Origin of the sequence: Vibrio splendidus (genome assembly GCF_024347615.1) — a bacterium.
Taxonomy (GTDB): domain Bacteria; phylum Pseudomonadota; class Gammaproteobacteria; order Enterobacterales; family Vibrionaceae; genus Vibrio; species Vibrio splendidus.
On record NZ_AP025508.1, the window covers coordinates 299869 to 321903 of the forward strand.

Below are 22035 nucleotides of genomic sequence, written 5' to 3' on the forward strand. Positions count from 1 at the left end.
TGATTTATCTCAAGGTACAGCTCTTCATATGCGGCATAATACGTCGTGAAAAAAAATTACAAAGAATCTTTCAGTGGTGACGCGGTTTGGTCATCACAGAAAAATATAAACTTTCGCCTAATCGGGGGTTCTATTCATCACCCAGGTGACGTTTAGAATAAAACCTACAGTAACATCGGGATAGATACCATGTTGAAAAATATCAACCCAACGCAAACACAAGCGTGGAAAGCTCTAACTGCACATTTTGAGTCTGCTCAAGATATGGATATGAAAGAGCTGTTTGCTCAAGATGCAAAGCGTTTCGAGAGCTTTTCTACTCGTTTCGGTTCTGACATCTTAGTGGATTACTCTAAGAACCTTATCGATGCTGAAACGATGCAGCACCTATTTGCTCTTGCGAACGAGACTGAAGTTAAGTCTGCAATCGAAGCAATGTTCGGCGGTGATGCAATCAACAAGACTGAAGGTCGTTCAGTACTTCACACTGCTCTACGTAACCGTAGCGACAACCCAGTAATGGTTGATGGCAAAGACGTAATGCCAGCAGTGAACGCAGTACTAGCGAAAATGGAACTGTTCACGCACCGCATCGTTTCTGGTGAGTGGAAAGGTTACACAGGTAAAGAGATCACAGATGTAGTTAACATCGGTATCGGCGGTTCGGACCTTGGTCCATACATGGTGACTGAAGCACTTACGCCATACAAAACTCGCCTGAACATGCACTTTGTTTCTAACGTAGATGGCACTCACATTGTTGAGACACTTAAGCCTCTTAACCCAGAAACAACGTTGTTCCTAGTAGCATCTAAGACATTTACGACTCAAGAAACAATGACGAATGCACACTCTGCTCGTGATTGGTTCCTGGCTGAAGCGGGTGATGACGCACACGTAGCTAAGCACTTCGCAGCGCTATCAACTAACGCAACATCAGTTGCTGAGTTTGGTATTGATACTGACAACATGTTCGAATTCTGGGACTGGGTTGGTGGTCGTTACTCACTATGGTCTGCAATCGGCCTTTCTATCTCTCTTTCTATCGGCTTCGATAACTTCGCTGAGCTACTAGACGGCGCACACGAGATGGATAACCACTTTGCTTCAACTGAGTTTGAAAGCAACATTCCAGTGATTCTTGCTCTTATTGGTGTTTGGTACAACAACTTCCATGGCGCTGAGTCAGAAGCGATTCTACCTTACGATCAGTACATGCACCGTTTTGCTGCTTACTTCCAGCAAGGTAACATGGAATCAAACGGTAAGTTTGTTGACCGTGAAGGCAACCCAGTAGAATACCAAACAGGTCCTATCATCTGGGGTGAACCTGGTACTAACGGCCAACACGCTTTCTACCAACTGATTCACCAAGGCACTAAGCTGATCCCATCAGACTTTATTGCTCCTGCTATCAGCCACAACCCAGCATCTGATCATCACCAGAAGCTAATGTCTAACTTCTTTGCTCAAACTGAAGCACTAGCATTCGGTAAGACAAAAGAGACAGTGAAAGCTGAATTCCTAGCGGCTGGCAAAACAGCTGAAGAAGTGGCTGAGCTTGTACCTTTCAAAGTATTTGAAGGTAACCGTCCAACGAACTCTATTCTTGTTAAGCAAATCAACCCTCGCTCTTTAGGTAACCTAATCGCGATGTACGAGCACAAGATCTTTGTTCAAGGCGTTATCTGGAACATCTTCAGCTTCGACCAATGGGGTGTAGAACTTGGTAAGCAACTAGCAAACCAAATTCTTCCAGAGCTTGCTGACGATGCTCAAGTAACATCTCACGACAGCTCAACTAACGGTCTAATCAACGCATTTAAAGCGCTGAAAGCTTAAGACTGTTTAAGTAACACCAAGTAATAACTGTAAACGCCAACCTTTCGGTTTAATGCCGATCGTTTAAGAAGACTTGAACGATCTTGCAGTTAGCAGATAATCCCCATCAACAACGTTGATGGGGATTTTTTTATGCTTGAACAAGAATTAGCAATGGCACACGAGACCATTGAAGATGCCGACAATTATGAATCTGTCGTCGACGCCATTCAGATTGAGTGGATAGAACAAGCTCTTCTTGAAACCAATAAAGCGAGCATAAGACGACGTCGGCTTCCCGCTCAGCAAGCTGTCTGGTTAGTTATTTGGATGGGGCTGCAACGCAACATGTCTATCAAAGAGGTATGCAGTTCATTAGACATTGCGCTTCAGCCTAAACCTGAAGATAGCTGGTCTCGTGTTGCACCTAGTGTCCTAACTGATTCACGCCGACGTCTAGATGAGAGTCCATTAGCGGCTCTGTTTCACACAACGGTAAAGGCTTGGAACGGAGATATCCTTCAACAAGATAAAGACTTGGAGCTTAATGTTCTTGCTGTGGATGGAACAACATTTAGGTGCCAAGATTCCCCAGAGAACGCTGAAGAATTTGGGTTCATCTCTAAAAAATTGAAACCTTACCCTCAACTTCGTTTAGTCGCTTTGATGTCAACAGAAACTCGAATGATTATGGGGGCGGCTTTTGATGGCTGTCATGTCGGTGAAACGACCTTAGCTAAGCGTCTATTCAATGATATCCCCGCACATTCATTGACCTTATTTGATCGTTGTTATTTCTCGGCAGACCTCTTGTTGTCGTGGCAAGAGAGTGCGGAAAATGCTCACTGGTTAATGCCGGCAAAACGTAAGCTACGCTATGAAGTGTTGGAGAAATATGCGGAGAACGACATGCTCATCTCAATGCCCATATCTCCTCAAGCTCAACGGCAGAATCCGAATTTACCCGCACGTTGGGAAGCTAGATTAGTCCTATATCAAGAGCCAAAAGGTGAGATAAAAGGTTTTATTACTTCACTTACAGACCCTAGTAGATACTCGCTAGAAAGCCTGCTGCGTATTTATTGGCAACGCTGGGAGATAGAAGAAGGTTATGGTGAAATTAAACAGACTCAACTGCAAAGTCACGTCACTTTACGAAGTCGTTTTTCTGCCGGTGTGAAGCAAGAGCTTTGGGGCGTATTACTTGCCTATAACTTAGTGCGATTAGAGATGGTTAAGATAGCTTCAGAAGCCGGGGTTCGAGCGACTAGGGTCAGTTTTACCGCCGCAATTAACCTTATTGATGCGCAATTACGTTGGTTAGCTTTAAGCCCAGACGGAACTCTACCTGTAAAACTGAAAAGGATGAGAGACAGTTTGAGTCACTTCATTCTTCCAGATAAAAGAAAGGACCGAACGTTTCCACGTTCAGTCCTCTTTGTCCCAGCCAAATATCCGTTCAGGTTCAAGCAATAATGCTTATCCGAACGGCATTAAACCTTTCGGTTGGCGTTTTTTATGTCCGTTGATTCTACGGCAATAAAAAAGGCTGACGTATGTACGTCAGCCTTTCGTTTTTTATTTACTCGATTGTCTCTATTCGAAACAGATCTCTATGAAGGCGTTACCCCACTGAGATGTGAAAGGCATGATGATAATAGCACCTTCACACTTATGACGAATGGTGTGGCCTTTGCCTGATACGACGATTGGCGTTGCCATGTCGAAATCAAAGCCGCTTTCTGCAAGAATACGTTTTGCACCACCAGTCACCATATTAGTGATTTCACCCACCATATCGGTCACTTCTTCGTTCAAGCCATTTGGTCGTTCACCCAACATGTTTTCCATGATTTCTAGGGCAAGACCTTCATCAAAAGTGATCGACATTGAGCCACGAGATTGTGTGCCAACCATACCAATTAGGCCGGATACATCACCACGAGCGATCTCATCTTTCTTAACTCTTGGTTTTTGTGGCTTCAATTCAAGAGAAGCCATCGTTTTTAGTACATTCATCAAAGAAGCTAAAAACGGGTTTACAAATTCAGCGCGCATAATGTTCTTCTATAATCTTATTCTTTCATCTCGGAGGAGCAAGATTGGCAAATGCCATGCGATTCAATGACATGATTGGTCAATTGAAAGCCATGCTTCTCAGCGTTACTAGCGAGTAGAGTGACAAGCGCATCGTCTTGCAATTCTATCACAGTGCCACATTTATCGCAGATCAGTAGTTGGGAGAAATGTTTGTTTGCATTGCAAGAACAGCAACATATGAAGCTATTGGTTGATTCAACTCGGTGAATGAAACCTTGTTCCAACAAGAAATCCAAAGCACGATAAACTGTAGGAGGCTTGGCTTGCGGTTCACTGACTTTCAACTGCTCTAATAATTCATAAGCACTAGAGGCTTTTTTATTAGAGAAAATGAGCTCAAACACTCGCTTTCTCTGAGGTGTTAATCTAACGCCTCGAGATGCGCATATCCCTTCAACTTGCTCTATTAATGTGTGGTCCAAATTTTTCACCATTCAATCGGACATCCCTATTCAAACCCTATTTCTAGGTTACTACGTTTTGGGAGCCAATGATTTCTATTAAAGTCAGGTACAGAGCGTATTGTGACCCACGACTTTGAATAAGACAAGGTAACTCAAAATGACAGTGTGACTCAAGGCATAACTGATTAATGAGGCTGAATTAGAGATCTGGTGAATATGTTTATAAAAAAATGTGCAATAAGGTGCTTTTAATAAAAAGCTCTCAGTCGACATTAGCTTGTCATCGACTAAGAAAGGTTTAGCGTTACTTGGCGCAGGAGCGGCTTTGGTTGCTGGTCACCCTGAGCTTGTCACTGCAAGCGTATCGGCAGACGGTGTTCAATTCGGTGGCATTATTGGCGCAAGTGCTCCAATAGTATTTGGCCTATGGGAAACCCTACGCAATGAGTTCAAATAATGGCAGAGTATCAAACACTAATAATTGCCGTTGTCAGTGCATTGTCTAGTGGGGTTGGTGTAGGCATTACACTCAAAACTGATGTTAAGTGGTTGCGCTTAATGATGGAAAAGATGGATGAGCGTTTAACTCGGTTGGAGAGTAAAAGCCCTCAATAGGAGGGCTTTGTGAGGTTGTTTTTATATAAGTTTGATGGCTAAAGTTCTCGGGGGTTTGCGTAACTTATGCCTCCTTGATGGATATTAGTTATATCTGCAATTAGCACTTTAAGTTGACTTTGTTTTACATTCTGACCGATACATTCCAAATATTCATAATCTAAAGGGAACGTACCTAGCTTCAGAATTTCACTTCCTAGCTTAGTTAGCTTGTAAATTTTATATTTGGTCTCTTTGATAGTCTCACTTTCAAGCAGTAATATTTTGCCCCCATACGTAATGTTCGTATGGTATTTATCCTCTGTTAGCGAAGATAAGGTTCGTTGCAGACCTCCTGAGTTAACTCCGCTAATAATCCCTAAATTTTCCATTTCTAATAAGTATGAAAATATTAACCCTTTCTTATCTAAATACGGCAGCTTATGTACCGCCCCGTCTATAACATAGGGAGCGAGCCTTGCAATTTGTTCTGCCTCAAGTTGGGACAGGTTCTTGAGGAAATCTAACGTTCTTAGGGAGTATGAACCAGGAGTTGTAACTTCACCTGCGAGAGCTTTTGCCCATAGTTTTTGTAAATCTTCGTTGCTGACTTTTTCTGCGTTGTCGCGCCAGCGAGTAAACCAGTCTTGATCAACTTCAACATCATTAACGTCTTCGGTACTGCTTTCTAAGGCTTCTTCAGCCAGTAAAACAGTTTTAGTTAAGTTGATATGTTCTTGAACTATCTGAGCTTGTTGGCGAACTGTTGCTTCTTGTTCAAAAGATTCGAGGTTTATGTATGGCTCAATACGATTATCTTCTCCGTTTATTGATAGTTCGCCGCCTTCTGGGGTAATTGCCACTAATTTATGATCGTCAGTATATTTTTTCTTGCCAGATTTTATATCTTCAATATCATTTTCAGTCTGGGCAATCATAAGCATCTCATCTCGTTTAGCCTCTGAGTTTGCTTTTCCTTCCCTGCGTATACGCCATGGAGCTACGGCTCCGCCTGTGCCCTTCGAGACAGTTTCCCAGAACTTACCGTTAAAATTGAAATCGAACATATTAAAGAGCCACCTTCGCTACTTTTGTATCAATAATTTGAGATGGCACTGTAGCATGGTGAAAATATGCTAAATGCTATTTAGCTCAAAAATTCAGTTGTTTAGATGAGTTTGCTATGTAGTTTATGCGGAAACAATTGCGTATAAACCTGCCACAAAATGTTTAAGTTTCTATGTCCTGTTACTTGAGCCACTTCTTCAATTGAGTAGCCCTTTTCAAATAACCGACTAGCTCCTTCTCTTCTTAAGTCGTGGTACCTCAAATCTTCGATACCTAACTCGTTCCTAACTCTCTGAAATCCTGCGCTAACACTTCGTGAGTTGTACGGGAAAATAAGTTCGTCTTTGTTCCTGAATGTTTTCGATTCCCTGTGTATAATCGCCCAATTATTTTTGACTACAATGTCCACTGTGAAGCGTGATTCACCGCTTTGAAGTGTTCTTTTTTAATGCTAAATGATGCCTTCGTTTCACTTTATCAATACGTACTATAGGCGTACTGAGTGGGTGAGCTTGCGGCTGAACTAGCGAGTTTCTGTATATATATGCAGTGTATAGATTTTGAGTAACGCTTTATGAAACCTGACAATACCAGTAAATACGCGGCTAACCGCTTATCCGTCGCTCCAATGCTCGATTGGACTGACCGCCACTGTCGTTACTTTCACCGTTTGCTTTCTCAGCAGACGCTTCTGTACACGGAAATGATAACAACGGGTGCGATCTTACATGGTAAGGGCGACTTTCTAGAATATAACGAGCAAGAACATCCTCTTGCACTTCAACTCGGTGGTTTAAACCCGGTTGATTTGGCGGCGTGTGCCAAGCTTGCTGGTGAGCGTGGCTATGATGAAATCAACCTTAATGTTGGTTGCCCTTCCGACCGAGTTCAGAATGGTCGCTTTGGTGCTTGCCTAATGGCTGAGCCTGAGCTGGTGGCAGATTGTGTGTCGGCGATGAAAGAAGTCACTGATATTCCAATTACCGTGAAAACGCGTATTGGTATCGACGACCAAGATTCTTATGAGTTCTTAACTAAGTTTGTTTCGACGGTTTCTGAAAAAGGCGGCTGTGAACAATTTACTATTCACGCGCGTAAAGCGTGGTTGAGTGGTCTTAGCCCTAAAGAGAACCGAGAGATTCCACCGCTAGATTACGATCGTGCATACCAAATCAAGAAAGATTTCTCTGATCTTGTGATTGCCGTGAATGGTGGCGTGACTACTCTTGAGCAAACTAAAGAGCACTTGCAACACCTTGATGGTGTGATGATCGGTCGTGAGGCTTACCATAGCCCGTTTATCTTGGCTGAAGTCGATCAGCAGATCTTTGGTTTAGACACGCCAATTAAGAAGCGCTCACAAGTGGTTGAAGAAATGTACCCGTACATTGAGCGTGAGCTTTCAAATGGTGCAAGCTTAGGACACATCTCTCGTCATATGCTTGGTTTGTTCCAAAGCATGCCGGGTGCAAGACAATGGCGTCGTTACATCAGTGAAAACGCACATAAAAAAGGTGCGGGTATCGAAGTGATGCAGACAGCATTGGCTAAGATCCCTAAAGAGCTAAACGTATAATCTCCCTCGAGGTTAAAAGTTCGAGCTTAAAAGCCCAAGGTTAGAAACTTAAGGTTAAAAAACCAAGCTTAAAAACTTAAGCTTAAAAACCTAAGCTTAAAAACCTAAGGTTAAATTCGCCACTAGAGGCTAAATTTGCCATTGATAGTTTCTTTAAAAGCCACGCATTTAGATGTGTGGCTTTTTATTTACCTGATAAGTAAGGGTTTTATTGGTTTTACTAACTTGGTATGGAAGCTGCAATGTTAGAAAGTAGGAAAGATAGGTCATTAACTCATTAGGGAGACCATTATGTTTGAATTAATCTTTGTTCTTATTTTCGTCGCAACTCTACTTGTCACTGGTATCACGTTTATGACGGTATTGGCTGCAACCGGAATCGCGTTAGCAGTTATGTTGGTCTTGGGTATGATGGGGGTTGTGTTTAAGTTGCTGCCTTGGTTAATTGTGATTGCATTGGGTATCTGGTTTTTCAAAAACTTTGTACACAGTTCTAACCAAAGACGTTACTAAGGTCATGGTGTCGTCAAATCTTTGATCGTCAGCGGTTTATCGTTTGAGAATTTAAGATGTGTGATAGAATTTTCCCCAATAATCTATGAATGTGCATACAATTAGCACAACGATATGGAATTGGAGCTATCTCAAATGAATAAAATGCCATTAATTGCTTTAGTGGGAATGCTATCTTTAAGCTCGGCAGTGTCTGCTGAAGAAGAGTTTTCTTACACGGCTAAAGTCGGTGCCGATATGTGGTGGGGAAGTACAAAGCTAAACGAAGTTAGACAAGATGATGACTCTAACTCACCTTCGTTGTATTTCGCATTTGAGCATAATGCCCCGATGCTACCAAACGCTAGCTTTCGCTATACTTCTGTTGATGCAGATTCATTGGCCTTCGATAAGTACGACTACACCTTCTATTACACGTTGTTAGATCACAAGCTGATGAACTTCGATGCGGGTGTGACGTTTACTCAGTATTCAAACTCGAATTACATCGAGCCTCAAAATGGCACTCAAACGAGCTTCGATGAATTTACTTGGAGCTTCTACGGTAACGCAGAGATCAACGTTCCTGAGACCAATTTCGATATCATCGGTACGATGGAGTTCGGTGATAGCAGTGGTATTAAGAGCACGGATTTGATGGCGGGTGTTCAGTACCGAATTCCTGTAGCAGAAACTGAAGTGGCACTGCGTGGTGGTTACCGCGTGATCGACCTTGATTCGGAAGAGTTCTTCTCTTCAGAGGTTGGCAAAGAGTTTGTCATGGTTGATGGCTGGTTTGCTGGCGCTGAAGTGCGCTTCTAGGCCATATAAAGCAAATTTAGAACGAATTTTGAGAACGCCACTTTATTAAGTGGCGTTTTTTATATCTATTGGTTATATCCTTCTGGAATTAGTTAGCACATTCATCACTTTCGACCATCCTTTATACAGAGAGCTAATTAGCGTCTATTCTTATAAGGTCTATGTTGTGAGGTCAAAGCAAGGGATGGAATATGACACTCAATGAATTACGAAATTTATATAGAGAAAATCTGTTAGTTGAAGCGATCATAGAGCCCTCAATTCAAGAAGGGTCTTGGGTTGTGGAGTTTCGCCATATGGGAGGTGGCTTTGTTCTGCTTACTGATGTTCATGGTGAAGAGTGCCATTACGCGGATTTAGACCTAGCATCTAAGTCGGCAATGGCGGTTGGCTTTCAGCAAGTGCGTATTGAAAACCAGTAAGTCAATTTGCGTTTCAATCGGTTTTTACTTCCAAAAAGTTATAAAACATACTTTTCTATTCTTTCTTGTTATTAAAAGGAGTGGTTAATCTATCGTCACGCAATGATTAGGGATGTCGTGACCATGTCTTTAAATAAGAAAGAGTCTTCACAAAATAATAATGCACAGTCTGGGGCTAATGAGCTACCTGGACTAGCAGCACCACTTAATGACCAACAATTGGGTCATCTTCAACACACAGTTTCTGAGTTATCTTCACAACAACTGGCATGGGTCAGTGGTTACCTTTGGGGAGTGAGCCAAGCTCAGCCTGTCGGTGCAGCTGCGCCAATCGCTCAAGCGGCTGCTGCAGTAGCGGCTAAACCTGCGGGTAAGCTCAGCATTATCTTCGCATCTCAAACAGGTAATGCTAAAGGCGTCGCTGAATCGCTTGAGGCAGAAGCGAAAGCCTTGGGTATTTCTGTCGAGCTTTTCGATGCAAGTGATTATAAAGGTAAGAACCTAGCCAAAGAGACACACGTCATTTTTGTCGCTTCAACCAATGGTGAGGGCGAAGCCCCTGATAACGCTATTGAGTTGCATGAATTCCTACAATCGAAGAAAGCGCCAAAATTATCAAACCTACAATACGGTGTGATTGGTTTAGGTGACTCAAGCTATGAGTTCTTCTGCCAAACAGCTAAAGACTTCGATAATTTCCTCGCTAAGCTTGGTGCTAAATCGTTTGTCGACCGTCTTGATTGTGATGTTGATTACGAAGAATCAGCAACGGAATGGCGCGCTAAAGCATTAGAGCAAGTAAAAGAGACGCTATCGACAGGCAATGAAGCTGATGTGGTTCAATTACCAGTCGGTCAAGCGGCTGCCGGTCATTCGCAATACACCAAACAAAACCCATACACCGCGACACTATTGACGAGCCAAAAGATCACCGGTCGTGATTCGGGCAAAGATGTTCGTCACATCGAGATTGATCTTGATGAGTCGGGTATTACTTACCAACCGGGTGATGCGCTAGGCGTATGGTTTGAAAACAGTTCAGAACTCGCTAATCAGATCCTTTCTAAGGTTGGGTTATCTGGTATCGAAAGTGTTGATGTCGATGGTGACAACTTATCTATCCACAGCGCACTCGTCAGTAAATTCGAGATTACATCTTCAAACCCTCAACTTGTGACTAAGTTTGCTGAACTATCGGGCAGCAAGAAGTTAATCAAGCTGGTGGAAGATAAAGACAAGCTTCGTGAATACGCGGGTAATACTCAAGTTGTCGATGTTTTAGCTGAGAAGAAAACTAAGCTATCGGCTGATGAATTGATTGGTCTACTACGTAAGCTGACACCGCGTCTCTACTCTATTGCATCAAGCCAAGCTGAAGTGGATGAAGAAGTTCACTTGACGGTTGGTTTGGTTGAATACCAAAAAGGCGATGAATCTCGTTTAGGCGGAGCTTCTAGCTTCTTAGCTCAACGTCTTGAAGAAGGTGGTGAAGTGAAGGTGTTTGTTGAGAACAACAATAACTTCAAACTACCACAAGACGACAATACACCAATCATCATGGTTGGCCCTGGTACTGGTATCGCACCGTTCCGCAGTTTTGTTCAAGAGCGTGAAAACAATGATGCCGAAGGTAAAAGCTGGCTGTTCTTTGGTGACCGAACTTTCACTCAAGATTTCTTATATCAAGTTGAATGGCAGAAGTACCTTAAGTCTGGTGCACTAACCAAGCTTGATGTTGCCTTCAGTCGTGACCAAAAAGAAAAGGTTTATGTTCAAGATCGCTTAATCGAACAAGCAGCTCAGATTTGGCAATGGCTTCAAGAGGGCGCGTACCTCTATGTATGTGGCGATGCGACTCGAATGGCGAAAGATGTTCATGAAGCGTTAGTTACAATTGCGGAAAAACATGGCAATCAGAGCCGCGAGCAAGCTGAACAATATATTAATGATTTACGTAAAGCGAAACGTTACCAAAGGGATGTGTACTAATGAGCAAGCAAGTAATAGAGCAAGAAGTGCTAGGTCAAGTACTGGGACCTTTGGCTGATAACGAACGTCTGAAGCGTGAAAGTAAAAATCTTCGCGGTACGATTGAACAAGATCTCCAAGATAGAATTACGGGTGGTTTTACTGCTGATAACTTTCAGTTGATCCGCTTCCACGGTATGTATCAACAAGACGACCGTGATATTCGTAACGAACGTACCAAGCAAAAGCTAGAACCTTTACATAATGTAATGCTGCGTGCGCGTATGCCTGGCGGGATCATCACTCCGAAGCAGTGGCTCGCGATTGATAAATTCGCAGATGAAAGCACCTCTTATGGTTCTATCCGTCTCACAACTCGTCAAACTTTCCAGTTTCACGGTGTGTTGAAGCCGAACATTAAGTTAATGCACCAAACACTAAACAGTATTGGTATTGATTCCATTGCGACGGCGGGTGACGTAAACCGAAATGTTTTGTGTACGACAAACCCGGTTGAGTCTGAGCTACACCAAGAAGCCTACGAGTGGGCGAAAAAGATCAGTGAACATCTATTACCTAAGACTCGTGCTTATGCCGAAATCTGGTTAGATGGTGAAAAGCTAGCAACAACGGATGAAGAACCTATCTTAGGTAGCAACTACCTACCACGTAAGTTTAAGACGACGGTTGTAATTCCTCCGCAAAATGACGTAGATGTTCATGCTAACGATCTTAACTTCATCGCGATTGCTAAAGACGGAAAGCTGGTGGGCTTTAACGTATTAGTGGGCGGTGGTCTTGCAATGACGCACGGCGATACTTCTACTTATGCACGTAAAGCTGACGACTTTGGTTTTGTGCCATTAGATAAAACGTTAGATGTAGCAGCTGCGGTGGTAACGACTCAGCGTGATTGGGGTAACCGTTCGAACCGTAAGAACGCAAAAACCAAATACACACTAGACCGTGTTGGTATTGATGTATTCAAAGCAGAAGTAGAAAAACGTGCAGGCGTTGAGTTTTCTGAAAGCCGTCCTTATGAGTTTACTGGCCGTGGCGATCGTATCGGTTGGGCGGAAGGCATTGATGGTAAACACCACTTAGCGTTATTCATCGAAAATGGTCGTTTGCTTGATTTCCCAGGGAAAGCGCTGAAAACAGGTGTTGCTGAAATAGCGAAGATCCACAAAGGTGACTTCCGCATGACAGCGAACCAAAACCTCATTGTTGCAGGTGTACCTAAGAGCCAAAAGGCAAAAATTGAAAAGCTGGCACGTCAATACGGTCTGATGGATGATGCCGTTTCCGAGCAGCGTAAAAACTCAATGGCGTGTGTGGCATTCCCAACATGTCCTTTAGCAATGGCCGAAGCTGAGCGTTTTCTTCCTGAGTTTGTAACGGATGTTGAAGACATTCTGAAGAAACATGGATTACCAGAAGAAGATAACATCATCCTTCGCATCACGGGTTGTCCAAACGGCTGTGGTCGTGCAATGTTGGCTGAGTTGGGTTTAGTCGGTAAGGCGCCGGGGCGTTACAACATGCACTTAGGTGGCAACAAAGCCGGAACTCGTATCCCGAAGATGTATAAAGAGAACATCACTTCAGCTCAGATCTTAGAAGATATTGATTCGCTGGTGGGACGTTGGGCTACGGAACGTAACGACAATGAAGGGTTCGGTGATTTTACAATCCGAGCTGGCATCATCGAAGAGGTGATCATTTCAAAGAGGGATCTGCATGCATAATTCTGTCGCTTCAAAACTGAAGTTAGCAGAGCTACTCGCATTGACTAAGACGGAGCAAATACTTCGTCTTGGACAAATCAATGCTGAGTTAGAGCAGCTAACCGCATTAGAAAGAGTTAAGTGGGCACTAGAACATTTAGAAGGGACACATGTTGTGTCTTCTAGTTTCGGAATCCAAGCGGCGTTGATGCTGCACTTAGTGACTCAAGCAAAACCCGATATTCCAGTTATTCTTACGGACACTGGGTATCTATTCCCGGAAACGTATCGATTTATCGATGAGTTAAGTCAGAAGTTGACTCTAAACCTTCAAGTCTTTCGTTCTCAGCAGAGCCCTAATTGGCAAGAAGCGCAATATGGCAAACTTTGGGATCAAGGTATAGAAGGGATAGAGAAGTACAACAAGCTTAATAAAGTTGAACCGATGAGAAGAGCGCTGGATGAACTAGAGGCAGGCACTTGGTTTTCTGGGTTGAGAAGAGAGCAATCTCAATCGCGTGCAAACTTACCTATCTTATCTATCCAAAATGGTGTGTTTAAGTTCTTGCCAGTAATTGATTGGACAAATAAAGATGTTCATTATTACTTAGAGGAGCATGGTCTCAGTTACCACCCACTTCGCGAGCAGGGGTACCTTTCTGTTGGAGATACTCATACTACTAAGAAATGGGAACCGGGTATGACTGAAGAAGAAACCCGTTTTAATGGTCTAAAACGAGAATGTGGTCTCCATGAAGACGATGGAGAGCAATATGGCTCTGGGATTTAGACTCATTGCCATTTAAAAAGCTGCCATAAGGCAGCTTTTTTGTTTTCTAGGGTGAAAATTAGAGCAATTGTGGATAAGTCTGTGGTTATTCTGTAGGTACTTTGTAGTTAAACTTGCACAAATAAGGCTTTGAGTGTTTATTCATCATCTAACCGTTATTTTTACATTTTTCTTTAATAAACACTTGCCAATGTGAGGAACATCTCTATAATGCCGCCTCACTGACACGGTAGACGCCACAAGGCTTCAGCGAAGAATGTTAGTAAGGCAACTAGCTTTAAGCGATTATTCGCTTCTACTTTTTAAAAGTAGAAATTAATTTTCAAAAGTGTTTGACACTGAGAATTAAAACGCTAGAATGGCCGCCTCTTCCGAAGTGATGCAAGTCACAACGAAGAGAAGCTCTTTAACAATTTAAACCTATCAATCTGTGTGGGCACTCGTTGATGAATATCAAAACGTTTTATCTTCCCTTTTAATTAAGAGAAGTAAAACAGATTCCTCGGAATCAACTTTGGTTTCAATGAACTGAGTGACCAATACGAATAACTACTTTCTCTTGTAGAAAGAAAGTATTTGGCACAGTCAATTCATTATCTTTCTGTTGGAAAGATAATAGCTTTAAAATTACTTTTTGTAGTTTTGAAGTCAGTATTCATTGAGCCGACAAAATCTTAAATTGAAGAGTTTGATCATGGCTCAGATTGAACGCTGGCGGCAGGCCTAACACATGCAAGTCGAGCGGAAACGACAACATTGAATCTTCGGAGGATTTGTTGGGCGTCGAGCGGCGGACGGGTGAGTAATGCCTAGGAAATTGCCTTGATGTGGGGGATAACCATTGGAAACGATGGCTAATACCGCATAATGCCTACGGGCCAAAGAGGGGGATCTTCGGACCTCTCGCGTCAAGATATGCCTAGGTGGGATTAGCTAGTTGGTGAGGTAATGGCTCACCAAGGCGACGATCCCTAGCTGGTCTGAGAGGATGATCAGCCACACTGGAACTGAGACACGGTCCAGACTCCTACGGGAGGCAGCAGTGGGGAATATTGCACAATGGGCGAAAGCCTGATGCAGCCATGCCGCGTGTATGAAGAAGGCCTTCGGGTTGTAAAGTACTTTCAGTTGTGAGGAAGGGGGTAACGTTAATAGCGTTATCTCTTGACGTTAGCAACAGAAGAAGCACCGGCTAACTCCGTGCCAGCAGCCGCGGTAATACGGAGGGTGCGAGCGTTAATCGGAATTACTGGGCGTAAAGCGCATGCAGGTGGTTCATTAAGTCAGATGTGAAAGCCCGGGGCTCAACCTCGGAACTGCATTTGAAACTGGTGAACTAGAGTGCTGTAGAGGGGGGTAGAATTTCAGGTGTAGCGGTGAAATGCGTAGAGATCTGAAGGAATACCAGTGGCGAAGGCGGCCCCCTGGACAGACACTGACACTCAGATGCGAAAGCGTGGGGAGCAAACAGGATTAGATACCCTGGTAGTCCACGCCGTAAACGATGTCTACTTGGAGGTTGTGGCCTTGAGCCGTGGCTTTCGGAGCTAACGCGTTAAGTAGACCGCCTGGGGAGTACGGTCGCAAGATTAAAACTCAAATGAATTGACGGGGGCCCGCACAAGCGGTGGAGCATGTGGTTTAATTCGATGCAACGCGAAGAACCTTACCTACTCTTGACATCCAGAGAAGCCAGCGGAGACGCAGGTGTGCCTTCGGGAACTCTGAGACAGGTGCTGCATGGCTGTCGTCAGCTCGTGTTGTGAAATGTTGGGTTAAGTCCCGCAACGAGCGCAACCCTTATCCTTGTTTGCCAGCGAGTAATGTCGGGAACTCCAGGGAGACTGCCGGTGATAAACCGGAGGAAGGTGGGGACGACGTCAAGTCATCATGGCCCTTACGAGTAGGGCTACACACGTGCTACAATGGCGCATACAGAGGGCAGCAAGCTAGCGATAGTGAGCGAATCCCAAAAAGTGCGTCGTAGTCCGGATTGGAGTCTGCAACTCGACTCCATGAAGTCGGAATCGCTAGTAATCGTGAATCAGAATGTCACGGTGAATACGTTCCCGGGCCTTGTACACACCGCCCGTCACACCATGGGAGTGGGCTGCAAAAGAAGTGGGTAGTTTAACCTTTCGGGGAGGACGCTCACCACTTTGTGGTTCATGACTGGGGTGAAGTCGTAACAAGGTAGCCCTAGGGGAACCTGGGGCTGGATCACCTCCTTATACGAAGATACTTACGATGAGTGTCCACACAGATTGATGGTTTAGATTTAGTTAAAGCCAGAGCTTTAATTAATAACGTAAGTTATTGATTAAAGCTTTTTGCTTTATGCTCTTTAACAATTTGGAAAGCTGACTGATTGATTACTTACGAGTAATTCAATCAAATTTAAAAGTTCTCAATGTTTATCTGCTCTTAGTTAATAAGAACGGTATAAACACAACAAACACATTCAAGTGTCTTGTATTCGAATGATCAGAAATGATTGTTCATTTTTTGATTCTACTTTTTTTAAAAGTGGAAACAAAAAGTAAATTGAGTCCGGCAAACAGTTATCAGGAATTAACCCTTCTTGATGACAACCAAAAACCTTGGTTAGTTGCCATACGCTTATTTGTCTTCACTTTTTAAAGTGAAAGCAAATAGAGACCCTTTCGGGTTGTATGGTTAAGTGACTAAGCGTACACGGTGGATGCCTTGGCAGTCAGAGGCGATGAAAGGCGTAATAACTTGCGATAAGCCCAGATTAGGTAGTAATAACCTTTTGAGTCTGGGATTCCTGAATGGGGAAACCCACTTGCATAAGCAAGTATCCTGTTGTGAATACATAGCAACAGGAGGCAAACCGGGGGAACTGAAACATCTAAGTACCCCGAGGAAGAGAAATCAACCGAGATTCCGAAAGTAGCGGCGAGCGAAATTGGATTAGCCCTTAAGCTTTTAATGATGCAGGTGAAGAGTCTGGAAAGTCTCGCAACAAAGGGTGATAGCCCCGTAACCGACACATCATAATCAGTGAAAACGAGTAGGGCGGGACACGTGATATCCTGTCTGAATATGGGGGGACCATCCTCCAAGGCTAAATACTACTGACTGACCGATAGTGAACCAGTACCGTGAGGGAAAGGCGAAAAGAACCCCTGTGAGGGGAGTGAAATAGAACCTGAAACCGTGTACGTACAAGCAGTAGGAGCACCTTCGTGGTGTGACTGCGTACCTTTTGTATAATGGGTCAGCGACTTAATTTTAGTAGCAAGGTTAACCGTTTAGGGGAGCCGTAGGGAAACCGAGTCTTAACTGGGCGTACAGTTGCTAGGATTAGACCCGAAACCAGGTGATCTAGCCATGGGCAGGTTGAAGGTTGAGTAACATCAACTGGAGGACCGAACCGACTAATGTTGAAAAATTAGCGGATGACTTGTGGCTAGGGGTGAAAGGCCAATCAAACCTGGAGATAGCTGGTTCTCCCCGAAAGCTATTTAGGTAGCGCCTCGGACGAATACTACTGGGGGTAGAGCACTGTTAAGGCTAGGGGGTCATCCCGACTTACCAACCCTTTGCAAACTCCGAATACCAGTAAGTACTATCCGGGAGACACACGGCGGGTGCTAACGTCCGTCGTGGAGAGGGAAACAACCCAGACCGCCAGCTAAGGTCCCAAAGTATAGCTAAGTGGGAAACGATGTGGGAAGGCTCAGACAGCCAGGATGTTGGCTTAGAAGCAGCCATCATTTAAAGAAAGCGTAATAGCTCACTGGTCGAGTCGGCCTGCGCGGAAGATGTAACGGGGCTAAGCTATACACCGAAGCTGCGGCTACGTACCTTAGGGTATGTGGGGTAGGGGAGCGTTCTGTAAGCCGTTGAAGGTGGTCTGTAAGGGCTGCTGGAGGTATCAGAAGTGCGAATGCTGACATGAGTAACGATAAAGGGAGTGAAAAACTCCCTCGCCGGAAGACCAAGGGTTCCTGTCCAACGTTAATCGGGGCAGGGTAAGTCGACTCCTAAGGCGAGGCCGAAAGGCGTAGTCGATGGGAAACGGGTTAATATTCCCGTACTTCTTACAATTGCGATGGGGGGACGGAGAAGGCTAGGTGGGCCTGGCGACGGTTGTCCAGGTTCAAGTATGTAGGCGGAAAGTTTAGGTAAATCCGGACTTTCATTAACGCTGAGATACGATGTCGAGCTACTACGGTAGTGAAGTCATTGATGCCATGCTTCCAGGAAAAGCCTCTAAGCTTCAGATTGTAAGGAATCGTACCCCAAACCGACACAGGTGGTCGGGTAGAGAATACCAAGGCGCTTGAGAGAACTCGGGTGAAGGAACTAGGCAAAATGGTACCGTAACTTCGGGAGAAGGTACGCTCTTATCAGTGAAGTCCCTTGCGGATGGAGCAGACGAGAGTCGCAGATACCAGGTGGCTGCAACTGTTTATTAAAAACACAGCACTGTGCAAAATCGTAAGATGACGTATACGGTGTGACGCCTGCCCGGTGCCGGAAGGTTAATTGATGGGGTTAGACTTCGGTCGAAGCTCTTGATCGAAGCCCCGGTAAACGGCGGCCGTAACTATAACGGTCCTAAGGTAGCGAAATTCCTTGTCGGGTAAGTTCCGACCTGCACGAATGGCGTAATGATGGCCACGCTGTCTCCACCCGAGACTCAGTGAAATTGAAATCGCTGTGAAGATGCAGTGTACCCGCGGCTAGACGGAAAGACCCCGTGAACCTTTACTACAGCTTGGCACTGAACATTGAACCTACATGTGTAGGATAGGTGGGAGACTATGAAATTGCGTCGCTAGATGTGATGGAGTCGTCCTTGAAATACCACCCTTGTAGTTTTGATGTTCTAACGTTGGTCCCTGAATCGGGATTACGGACAGTGCCTGGTGGGTAGTTTGACTGGGGCGGTCTCCTCCCAAAGAGTAACGGAGGAGCACGAAGGTGGGCTAAACACGGTTGGACATCGTGTGGTTAGTGCAATGGCATAAGCCCGCTTGACTGCGAGAATGACAATTCGAGCAGGTGCGAAAGCAGGTCATAGTGATCCGGTGGTTCTGAATGGAAGGGCCATCGCTCAACGGATAAAAGGTACTCCGGGGATAACAGGCTGATACCGCCCAAGAGTTCATATCGACGGCGGTGTTTGGCACCTCGATGTCGGCTCATCACATCCTGGGGCTGAAGTCGGTCCCAAGGGTATGGCTGTTCGCCATTTAAAGTGGTACGCGAGCTGGGTTTAGAACGTCGTGAGACAGTTCGGTCCCTATCTGCCGTGGGCGTTGGAAAATTGAAAGGGGCTGCTCCTAGTACGAGAGGACCGGAGTGGACGAACCTCTGGTGTTCGGGTTGTCATGCCAATGGCATTGCCCGGTAGCTAAGTTCGGAATCGATAACCGCTGAAAGCATCTAAGCGGGAAGCGAGCCTTGAGATGAGTTTTCCCTGGCACTATAAGTGTCCTAAAGGGTTGTCGTAGACTACGACGTTGATAGGCAGGGTGTGTAAGTGCTGCGAGGCATTGAGCTAACCTGTACTAATTGCCCGTGAGGCTTAACCATACAACACCCAAGGGGTTTTGTGGAATCAATAGAAATACCAAACGCTTGAATGAGTTTGAAGAGAAATACTTTTATAGCTCTATTAAATAGAGAAGCAGCTTTCCGAATTTTAAAATTTGCTTGGCGACCATAGCATTGTGGACCCACCTGATTCCATGCCGAACTCAGAAGTGAAACACAATAGCGCCGATGGTAGTGTGGGGTTTCCCCATGTGAGAGTAGGACATCGCCAGGCTTTAATTTCGACTTTGTCTATTTAATAGACAAGTCACCATAGAGTTCTAAGTTTCTTAGAGTTTTATGTTGACTTTCAAAGTGGAAAGCGTATTGTACGCGTCCTGCTTAAGTGCTAAGGCACTGAAAGCGTTCTCTTTTTAGAGAACACGCTCTTTAACAATTTAAACCTATCAATCTGTGTGGGCACTCGTTGATGAATATCAAAACGTTATTGGTTCTTTTTCGAAAGAGCGTAATAACAGTTACTTCGGTAACAAACTTGATTTCAATGAACTGAGTGACCAATACAAAATTAAGTTTACTTAATTTTGGCACAGTCAATTCATTATCATTCTGTTGGAATGGTAATAGCTTTAGAATTACATGTTCATTTTCGAATGAATATTAGTTTTGAAGTCAGTATTCGTTGAGTCACAAAATCTTAAATTGAAGAGTTTGATCATGGCTCAGATTGAACGCTGGCGGCAGGCCTAACACATGCAAGTCGAGCGGAAACGACACTAACAATCCTTCGGGTGCGTTAATGGGCGTCGAGCGGCGGACGGGTGAGTAATGCCTAGGAAATTGCCTTGATGTGGGGGATAACCATTGGAAACGATGGCTAATACCGCATAATGCCTACGGGCCAAAGAGGGGGATCTTCGGACCTCTCGCGTCAAGATATGCCTAGGTGGGATTAGCTAGTTGGTGAGGTAATGGCTCACCAAGGCGACGATCCCTAGCTGGTCTGAGAGGATGATCAGCCACACTGGAACTGAGACACGGTCCAGACTCCTACGGGAGGCAGCAGTGGGGAATATTGCACAATGGGCGAAAGCCTGATGCAGCCATGCCGCGTGTATGAAGAAGGCCTTCGGGTTGTAAAGTACTTTCAGTTGTGAGGAAGGGGGTAACGTTAATAGCGTTATCTCTTGACGTTAGCAACAGAAGAAGCACCGGCTAACTCCGTGCCAGCAGCCGCGGTAATACGGAGGGTGCGAGCGTTAATCGGAATTACTGGGCGTAAAGCGCATGCAGGTGGTTCATTAAGTCAGATGTGAAAGCCCGGGGCTCAACCTCGGAACTGCATTTGAAACTGGTGAACTAGAGTGCTGTAGAGGGGGGTAGAATTTCAGGTGTAGCGGTGAAATGCGTAGAGATCTGAAGGAATACCAGTGGCGAAGGCGGCCCCCTGGACAGACACTGACACTCAGATGCGAAAGCGTGGGGAGCAAACAGGATTAGATACCCTGGTAGTCCACGCCGTAAACGATGTCTACTTGGAGGTTGTGGCCTTGAGCCGTGGCTTTCGGAGCTAACGCGTTAAGTAGACCGCCTGGGGAGTACGGTCGCAAGATTAAAACTCAAATGAATTGACGGGGGCCCGCACAAGCGGTGGAGCATGTGGTTTAATTCGATGCAACGCGAAGAACCTTACCTACTCTTGACATCCAGAGAAGCCAGCGGAGACGCAGGTGTGCCTTCGGGAACTCTGAGACAGGTGCTGCATGGCTGTCGTCAGCTCGTGTTGTGAAATGTTGGGTTAAGTCCCGCAACGAGCGCAACCCTTATCCTTGTTTGCCAGCGAGTAATGTCGGGAACTCCAGGGAGACTGCCGGTGATAAACCGGAGGAAGGTGGGGACGACGTCAAGTCATCATGGCCCTTACGAGTAGGGCTACACACGTGCTACAATGGCGCATACAGAGGGCAGCAAGCTAGCGATAGTGAGCGAATCCCAAAAAGTGCGTCGTAGTCCGGATTGGAGTCTGCAACTCGACTCCATGAAGTCGGAATCGCTAGTAATCGTGAATCAGAATGTCACGGTGAATACGTTCCCGGGCCTTGTACACACCGCCCGTCACACCATGGGAGTGGGCTGCAAAAGAAGTGGGTAGTTTAACCTTTCGGGGAGGACGCTCACCACTTTGTGGTTCATGACTGGGGTGAAGTCGTAACAAGGTAGCCCTAGGGGAACCTGGGGCTGGATCACCTCCTTATACGAAGATACTTACGATGAGTGTCCACACAGATTGATTAGGTTTAGAAAGTAAAAGAGACGATATTGGGTCTGTAGCTCAGCTGGTTAGAGCGCTCGCCTGATAAGCGGGAGGTCGGTGGTTCGAGTCCACTCAGACCCACCAATATCGACTGGATACAAAGATGGGGCTATAGCTCAGCTGGGAGAGCGCCTGCCTTGCACGCAGGAGGTCTGCGGTTCGATCCCGCATAGCTCCACCATCTTTAAGTGTTTTTATCTGAAAATATTTAAAAATGGTTTCGAAAGAAATCTAGCTCTTTAACAATTTGGAAAGCTGACTGATTGATTTACTTACGAGTAATTCAATCAAATTTAAAAGTTCTCAATGTTTATCTTTCATTAGATAAACACAACAAACACATTCAAGTGTCTTGTATTCGAATCAAACTTTAGTTTGATTCACAATTGAGTCCGGCAAACAGTTATC

The 22035-nt window shown here is 44.9% G+C and carries 15 protein-coding genes, 2 tRNA genes and 4 rRNA genes; 17 read left to right on the forward strand and 4 right to left on the reverse strand.

The window, feature by feature from the left end; all coding sequences use genetic code 11:
* The first annotated feature begins 189 nt into the window (after positions 1-189).
* Together pgi and OCU90_RS01455 are read left to right on the forward strand one after the other, a co-directional pair.
* Positions 190-1842, forward strand: coding sequence for a glucose-6-phosphate isomerase (gene pgi / locus OCU90_RS01450; RefSeq protein ID WP_061023878.1), 1653 nt, complete (start codon positions 190-192; stop codon positions 1840-1842).
* Positions 1843-1974: 132 nt separating this feature from the next.
* Positions 1975-3297: an IS4-like element ISVbsp1 family transposase gene (locus tag OCU90_RS01455; protein ID WP_009845967.1), complete on the forward strand. Its 1323-nt coding sequence runs from the start codon at positions 1975-1977 to the stop codon at positions 3295-3297.
* Between the two features lie 120 nt (positions 3298-3417).
* Here the strand turns inward: OCU90_RS01455 and OCU90_RS01460 are convergent, their stop codons facing one another.
* Entirely contained in the window at positions 3418-3879 is a 462-nt protein-coding gene (locus OCU90_RS01460; RefSeq protein ID WP_004735847.1) for a chemotaxis protein CheX, read from the reverse strand.
* Positions 3880-3896: 17 nt separating this feature from the next.
* Complete coding sequence (zur, locus tag OCU90_RS01465) at positions 3897-4355, reverse strand: zinc uptake transcriptional repressor Zur (protein ID WP_017078243.1); 459 nt, start codon at positions 4353-4355, stop codon at positions 3897-3899.
* A 247-nt stretch (positions 4356-4602) separates the two neighbouring features.
* On the opposite strand from zur, the gene OCU90_RS01470 reads away from it, so the two are divergent.
* Entirely contained in the window at positions 4603-4782 is a 180-nt protein-coding gene (locus tag OCU90_RS01470; protein ID WP_061026058.1) for a hypothetical protein, read from the forward strand.
* The gene (locus OCU90_RS01475) at positions 4782-4940 is read left to right on the forward strand and encodes a hypothetical protein (protein WP_167853064.1); all 159 of its coding nucleotides are present in this window, start codon (positions 4782-4784) and stop codon (positions 4938-4940) included. The genes OCU90_RS01470 and OCU90_RS01475 overlap by 1 nt, the downstream gene beginning before the upstream one ends.
* A gap of 38 nt (positions 4941-4978) precedes the next feature.
* Here OCU90_RS01475 and OCU90_RS01480 read toward each other — a convergent pair whose 3' ends face one another.
* Both OCU90_RS01480 and OCU90_RS01485 read right to left on the reverse strand, forming a co-directional pair.
* A complete protein-coding gene (locus OCU90_RS01480) occupies positions 4979-5986 on the reverse strand; it encodes a DUF2806 domain-containing protein (RefSeq protein ID WP_061026056.1) in 1008 nt (335 codons plus the stop codon).
* A 101-nt stretch (positions 5987-6087) separates the two neighbouring features.
* Complete coding sequence (locus OCU90_RS01485) at positions 6088-6396, reverse strand: tyrosine-type recombinase/integrase (RefSeq protein WP_061026053.1); 309 nt, start codon at positions 6394-6396, stop codon at positions 6088-6090.
* 165 nt (positions 6397-6561) lie between these two features.
* Between OCU90_RS01485 and dusA the strand changes: the two genes are divergently transcribed.
* The 13 genes from dusA to OCU90_RS01550 all read left to right on the forward strand — a co-directional run bounded on the left by dusA (position 6562) and on the right by OCU90_RS01550 (position 21808).
* The gene (gene dusA, locus OCU90_RS01490; RefSeq protein ID WP_061026051.1) at positions 6562-7563 is read left to right on the forward strand and encodes a tRNA dihydrouridine(20/20a) synthase DusA; all 1002 of its coding nucleotides are present in this window, start codon (positions 6562-6564) and stop codon (positions 7561-7563) included.
* 291 nt (positions 7564-7854) lie between these two features.
* Positions 7855-8076 (forward strand): envelope stress response protein PspG, encoded by a 222-nt coding sequence (gene pspG / locus OCU90_RS01495; RefSeq protein ID WP_010434219.1) that lies wholly within the window; start codon positions 7855-7857, stop codon positions 8074-8076.
* Between the two features lie 114 nt (positions 8077-8190).
* Positions 8191-8877 carry a TIGR04219 family outer membrane beta-barrel protein gene (locus tag OCU90_RS01500; RefSeq protein ID WP_017080082.1) on the forward strand — a complete coding sequence of 229 codons (687 nt, stop codon included), beginning with the start codon at positions 8191-8193 and terminating at the stop codon, positions 8875-8877.
* 191 nt (positions 8878-9068) lie between these two features.
* Positions 9069-9299, forward strand: a complete 231-nt coding sequence (locus tag OCU90_RS01505) for a hypothetical protein (RefSeq protein WP_004735813.1) — start codon at positions 9069-9071, stop codon at positions 9297-9299.
* A 123-nt stretch (positions 9300-9422) separates the two neighbouring features.
* Positions 9423-11288: an assimilatory sulfite reductase (NADPH) flavoprotein subunit gene (locus tag OCU90_RS01510; RefSeq protein ID WP_099426178.1), complete on the forward strand. Its 1866-nt coding sequence runs from the start codon at positions 9423-9425 to the stop codon at positions 11286-11288.
* The gene (gene cysI, locus OCU90_RS01515) at positions 11288-13015 is read left to right on the forward strand and encodes an assimilatory sulfite reductase (NADPH) hemoprotein subunit (RefSeq protein ID WP_061026048.1); all 1728 of its coding nucleotides are present in this window, start codon (positions 11288-11290) and stop codon (positions 13013-13015) included. Before OCU90_RS01510 ends, cysI begins: the two co-directional genes overlap by 1 nt.
* Positions 13008-13784: a phosphoadenylyl-sulfate reductase gene (locus tag OCU90_RS01520; RefSeq protein ID WP_017080080.1), complete on the forward strand. Its 777-nt coding sequence runs from the start codon at positions 13008-13010 to the stop codon at positions 13782-13784. The genes cysI and OCU90_RS01520 overlap by 8 nt, the downstream gene beginning before the upstream one ends.
* Before the next feature lie 676 nt (positions 13785-14460).
* Positions 14461-16015: ribosomal RNA gene (locus OCU90_RS01525) — 16S ribosomal RNA — on the forward strand.
* 443 nt (positions 16016-16458) lie between these two features.
* Positions 16459-19352 (forward strand): 23S ribosomal RNA (locus OCU90_RS01530).
* Positions 19353-19471: 119 nt separating this feature from the next.
* Positions 19472-19587 (forward strand): 5S ribosomal RNA (rrf, locus tag OCU90_RS01535).
* A gap of 425 nt (positions 19588-20012) precedes the next feature.
* Positions 20013-21567: ribosomal RNA gene (locus tag OCU90_RS01540) — 16S ribosomal RNA — on the forward strand.
* Together the 16S, 23S and 5S rRNA genes with 2 tRNA genes alongside form the textbook arrangement of a ribosomal RNA operon.
* A gap of 67 nt (positions 21568-21634) precedes the next feature.
* A tRNA-Ile gene (locus OCU90_RS01545) sits at positions 21635-21711 on the forward strand.
* A 21-nt stretch (positions 21712-21732) separates the two neighbouring features.
* Positions 21733-21808: transfer RNA gene (locus OCU90_RS01550), tRNA-Ala, on the forward strand.
* Positions 21809-22035: the final 227 nt, after the last annotated feature.

Bases quoted from the DNA above. Each gene is read 5' to 3' on its own strand.
- OCU90_RS01480 (WP_061026056.1), bottom strand. From the start codon at position 5,986: ATGTTCGATTTCAATTTTAACGGTAAGTTCTGGGAAACTGTCTCGAAG.
- pgi (WP_061023878.1), top strand. From the start codon at position 190: ATGTTGAAAAATATCAACCCAACGCAAACACAAGCGTGGAAAGCTCTA.
- cysI (WP_061026048.1), top strand. From the start codon at position 11,288: ATGAGCAAGCAAGTAATAGAGCAAGAAGTGCTAGGTCAAGTACTGGGA.
- zur (WP_017078243.1), bottom strand. From the start codon at position 4,355: ATGGTGAAAAATTTGGACCACACATTAATAGAGCAAGTTGAAGGGATA.
- dusA (WP_061026051.1), top strand. From the start codon at position 6,562: ATGAAACCTGACAATACCAGTAAATACGCGGCTAACCGCTTATCCGTC.
- pspG (WP_010434219.1), top strand. From the start codon at position 7,855: ATGTTTGAATTAATCTTTGTTCTTATTTTCGTCGCAACTCTACTTGTC.
- OCU90_RS01520 (WP_017080080.1), top strand. From the start codon at position 13,008: ATGCATAATTCTGTCGCTTCAAAACTGAAGTTAGCAGAGCTACTCGCA.
- OCU90_RS01505 (WP_004735813.1), top strand. From the start codon at position 9,069: ATGACACTCAATGAATTACGAAATTTATATAGAGAAAATCTGTTAGTT.
- OCU90_RS01475 (WP_167853064.1), top strand. From the start codon at position 4,782: ATGGCAGAGTATCAAACACTAATAATTGCCGTTGTCAGTGCATTGTCT.
- OCU90_RS01510 (WP_099426178.1), top strand. From the start codon at position 9,423: ATGTCTTTAAATAAGAAAGAGTCTTCACAAAATAATAATGCACAGTCT.
- OCU90_RS01500 (WP_017080082.1), top strand. From the start codon at position 8,191: ATGGAATTGGAGCTATCTCAAATGAATAAAATGCCATTAATTGCTTTA.
- OCU90_RS01460 (WP_004735847.1), bottom strand. From the start codon at position 3,879: ATGCGCGCTGAATTTGTAAACCCGTTTTTAGCTTCTTTGATGAATGTA.
- OCU90_RS01455 (WP_009845967.1), top strand. From the start codon at position 1,975: ATGCTTGAACAAGAATTAGCAATGGCACACGAGACCATTGAAGATGCC.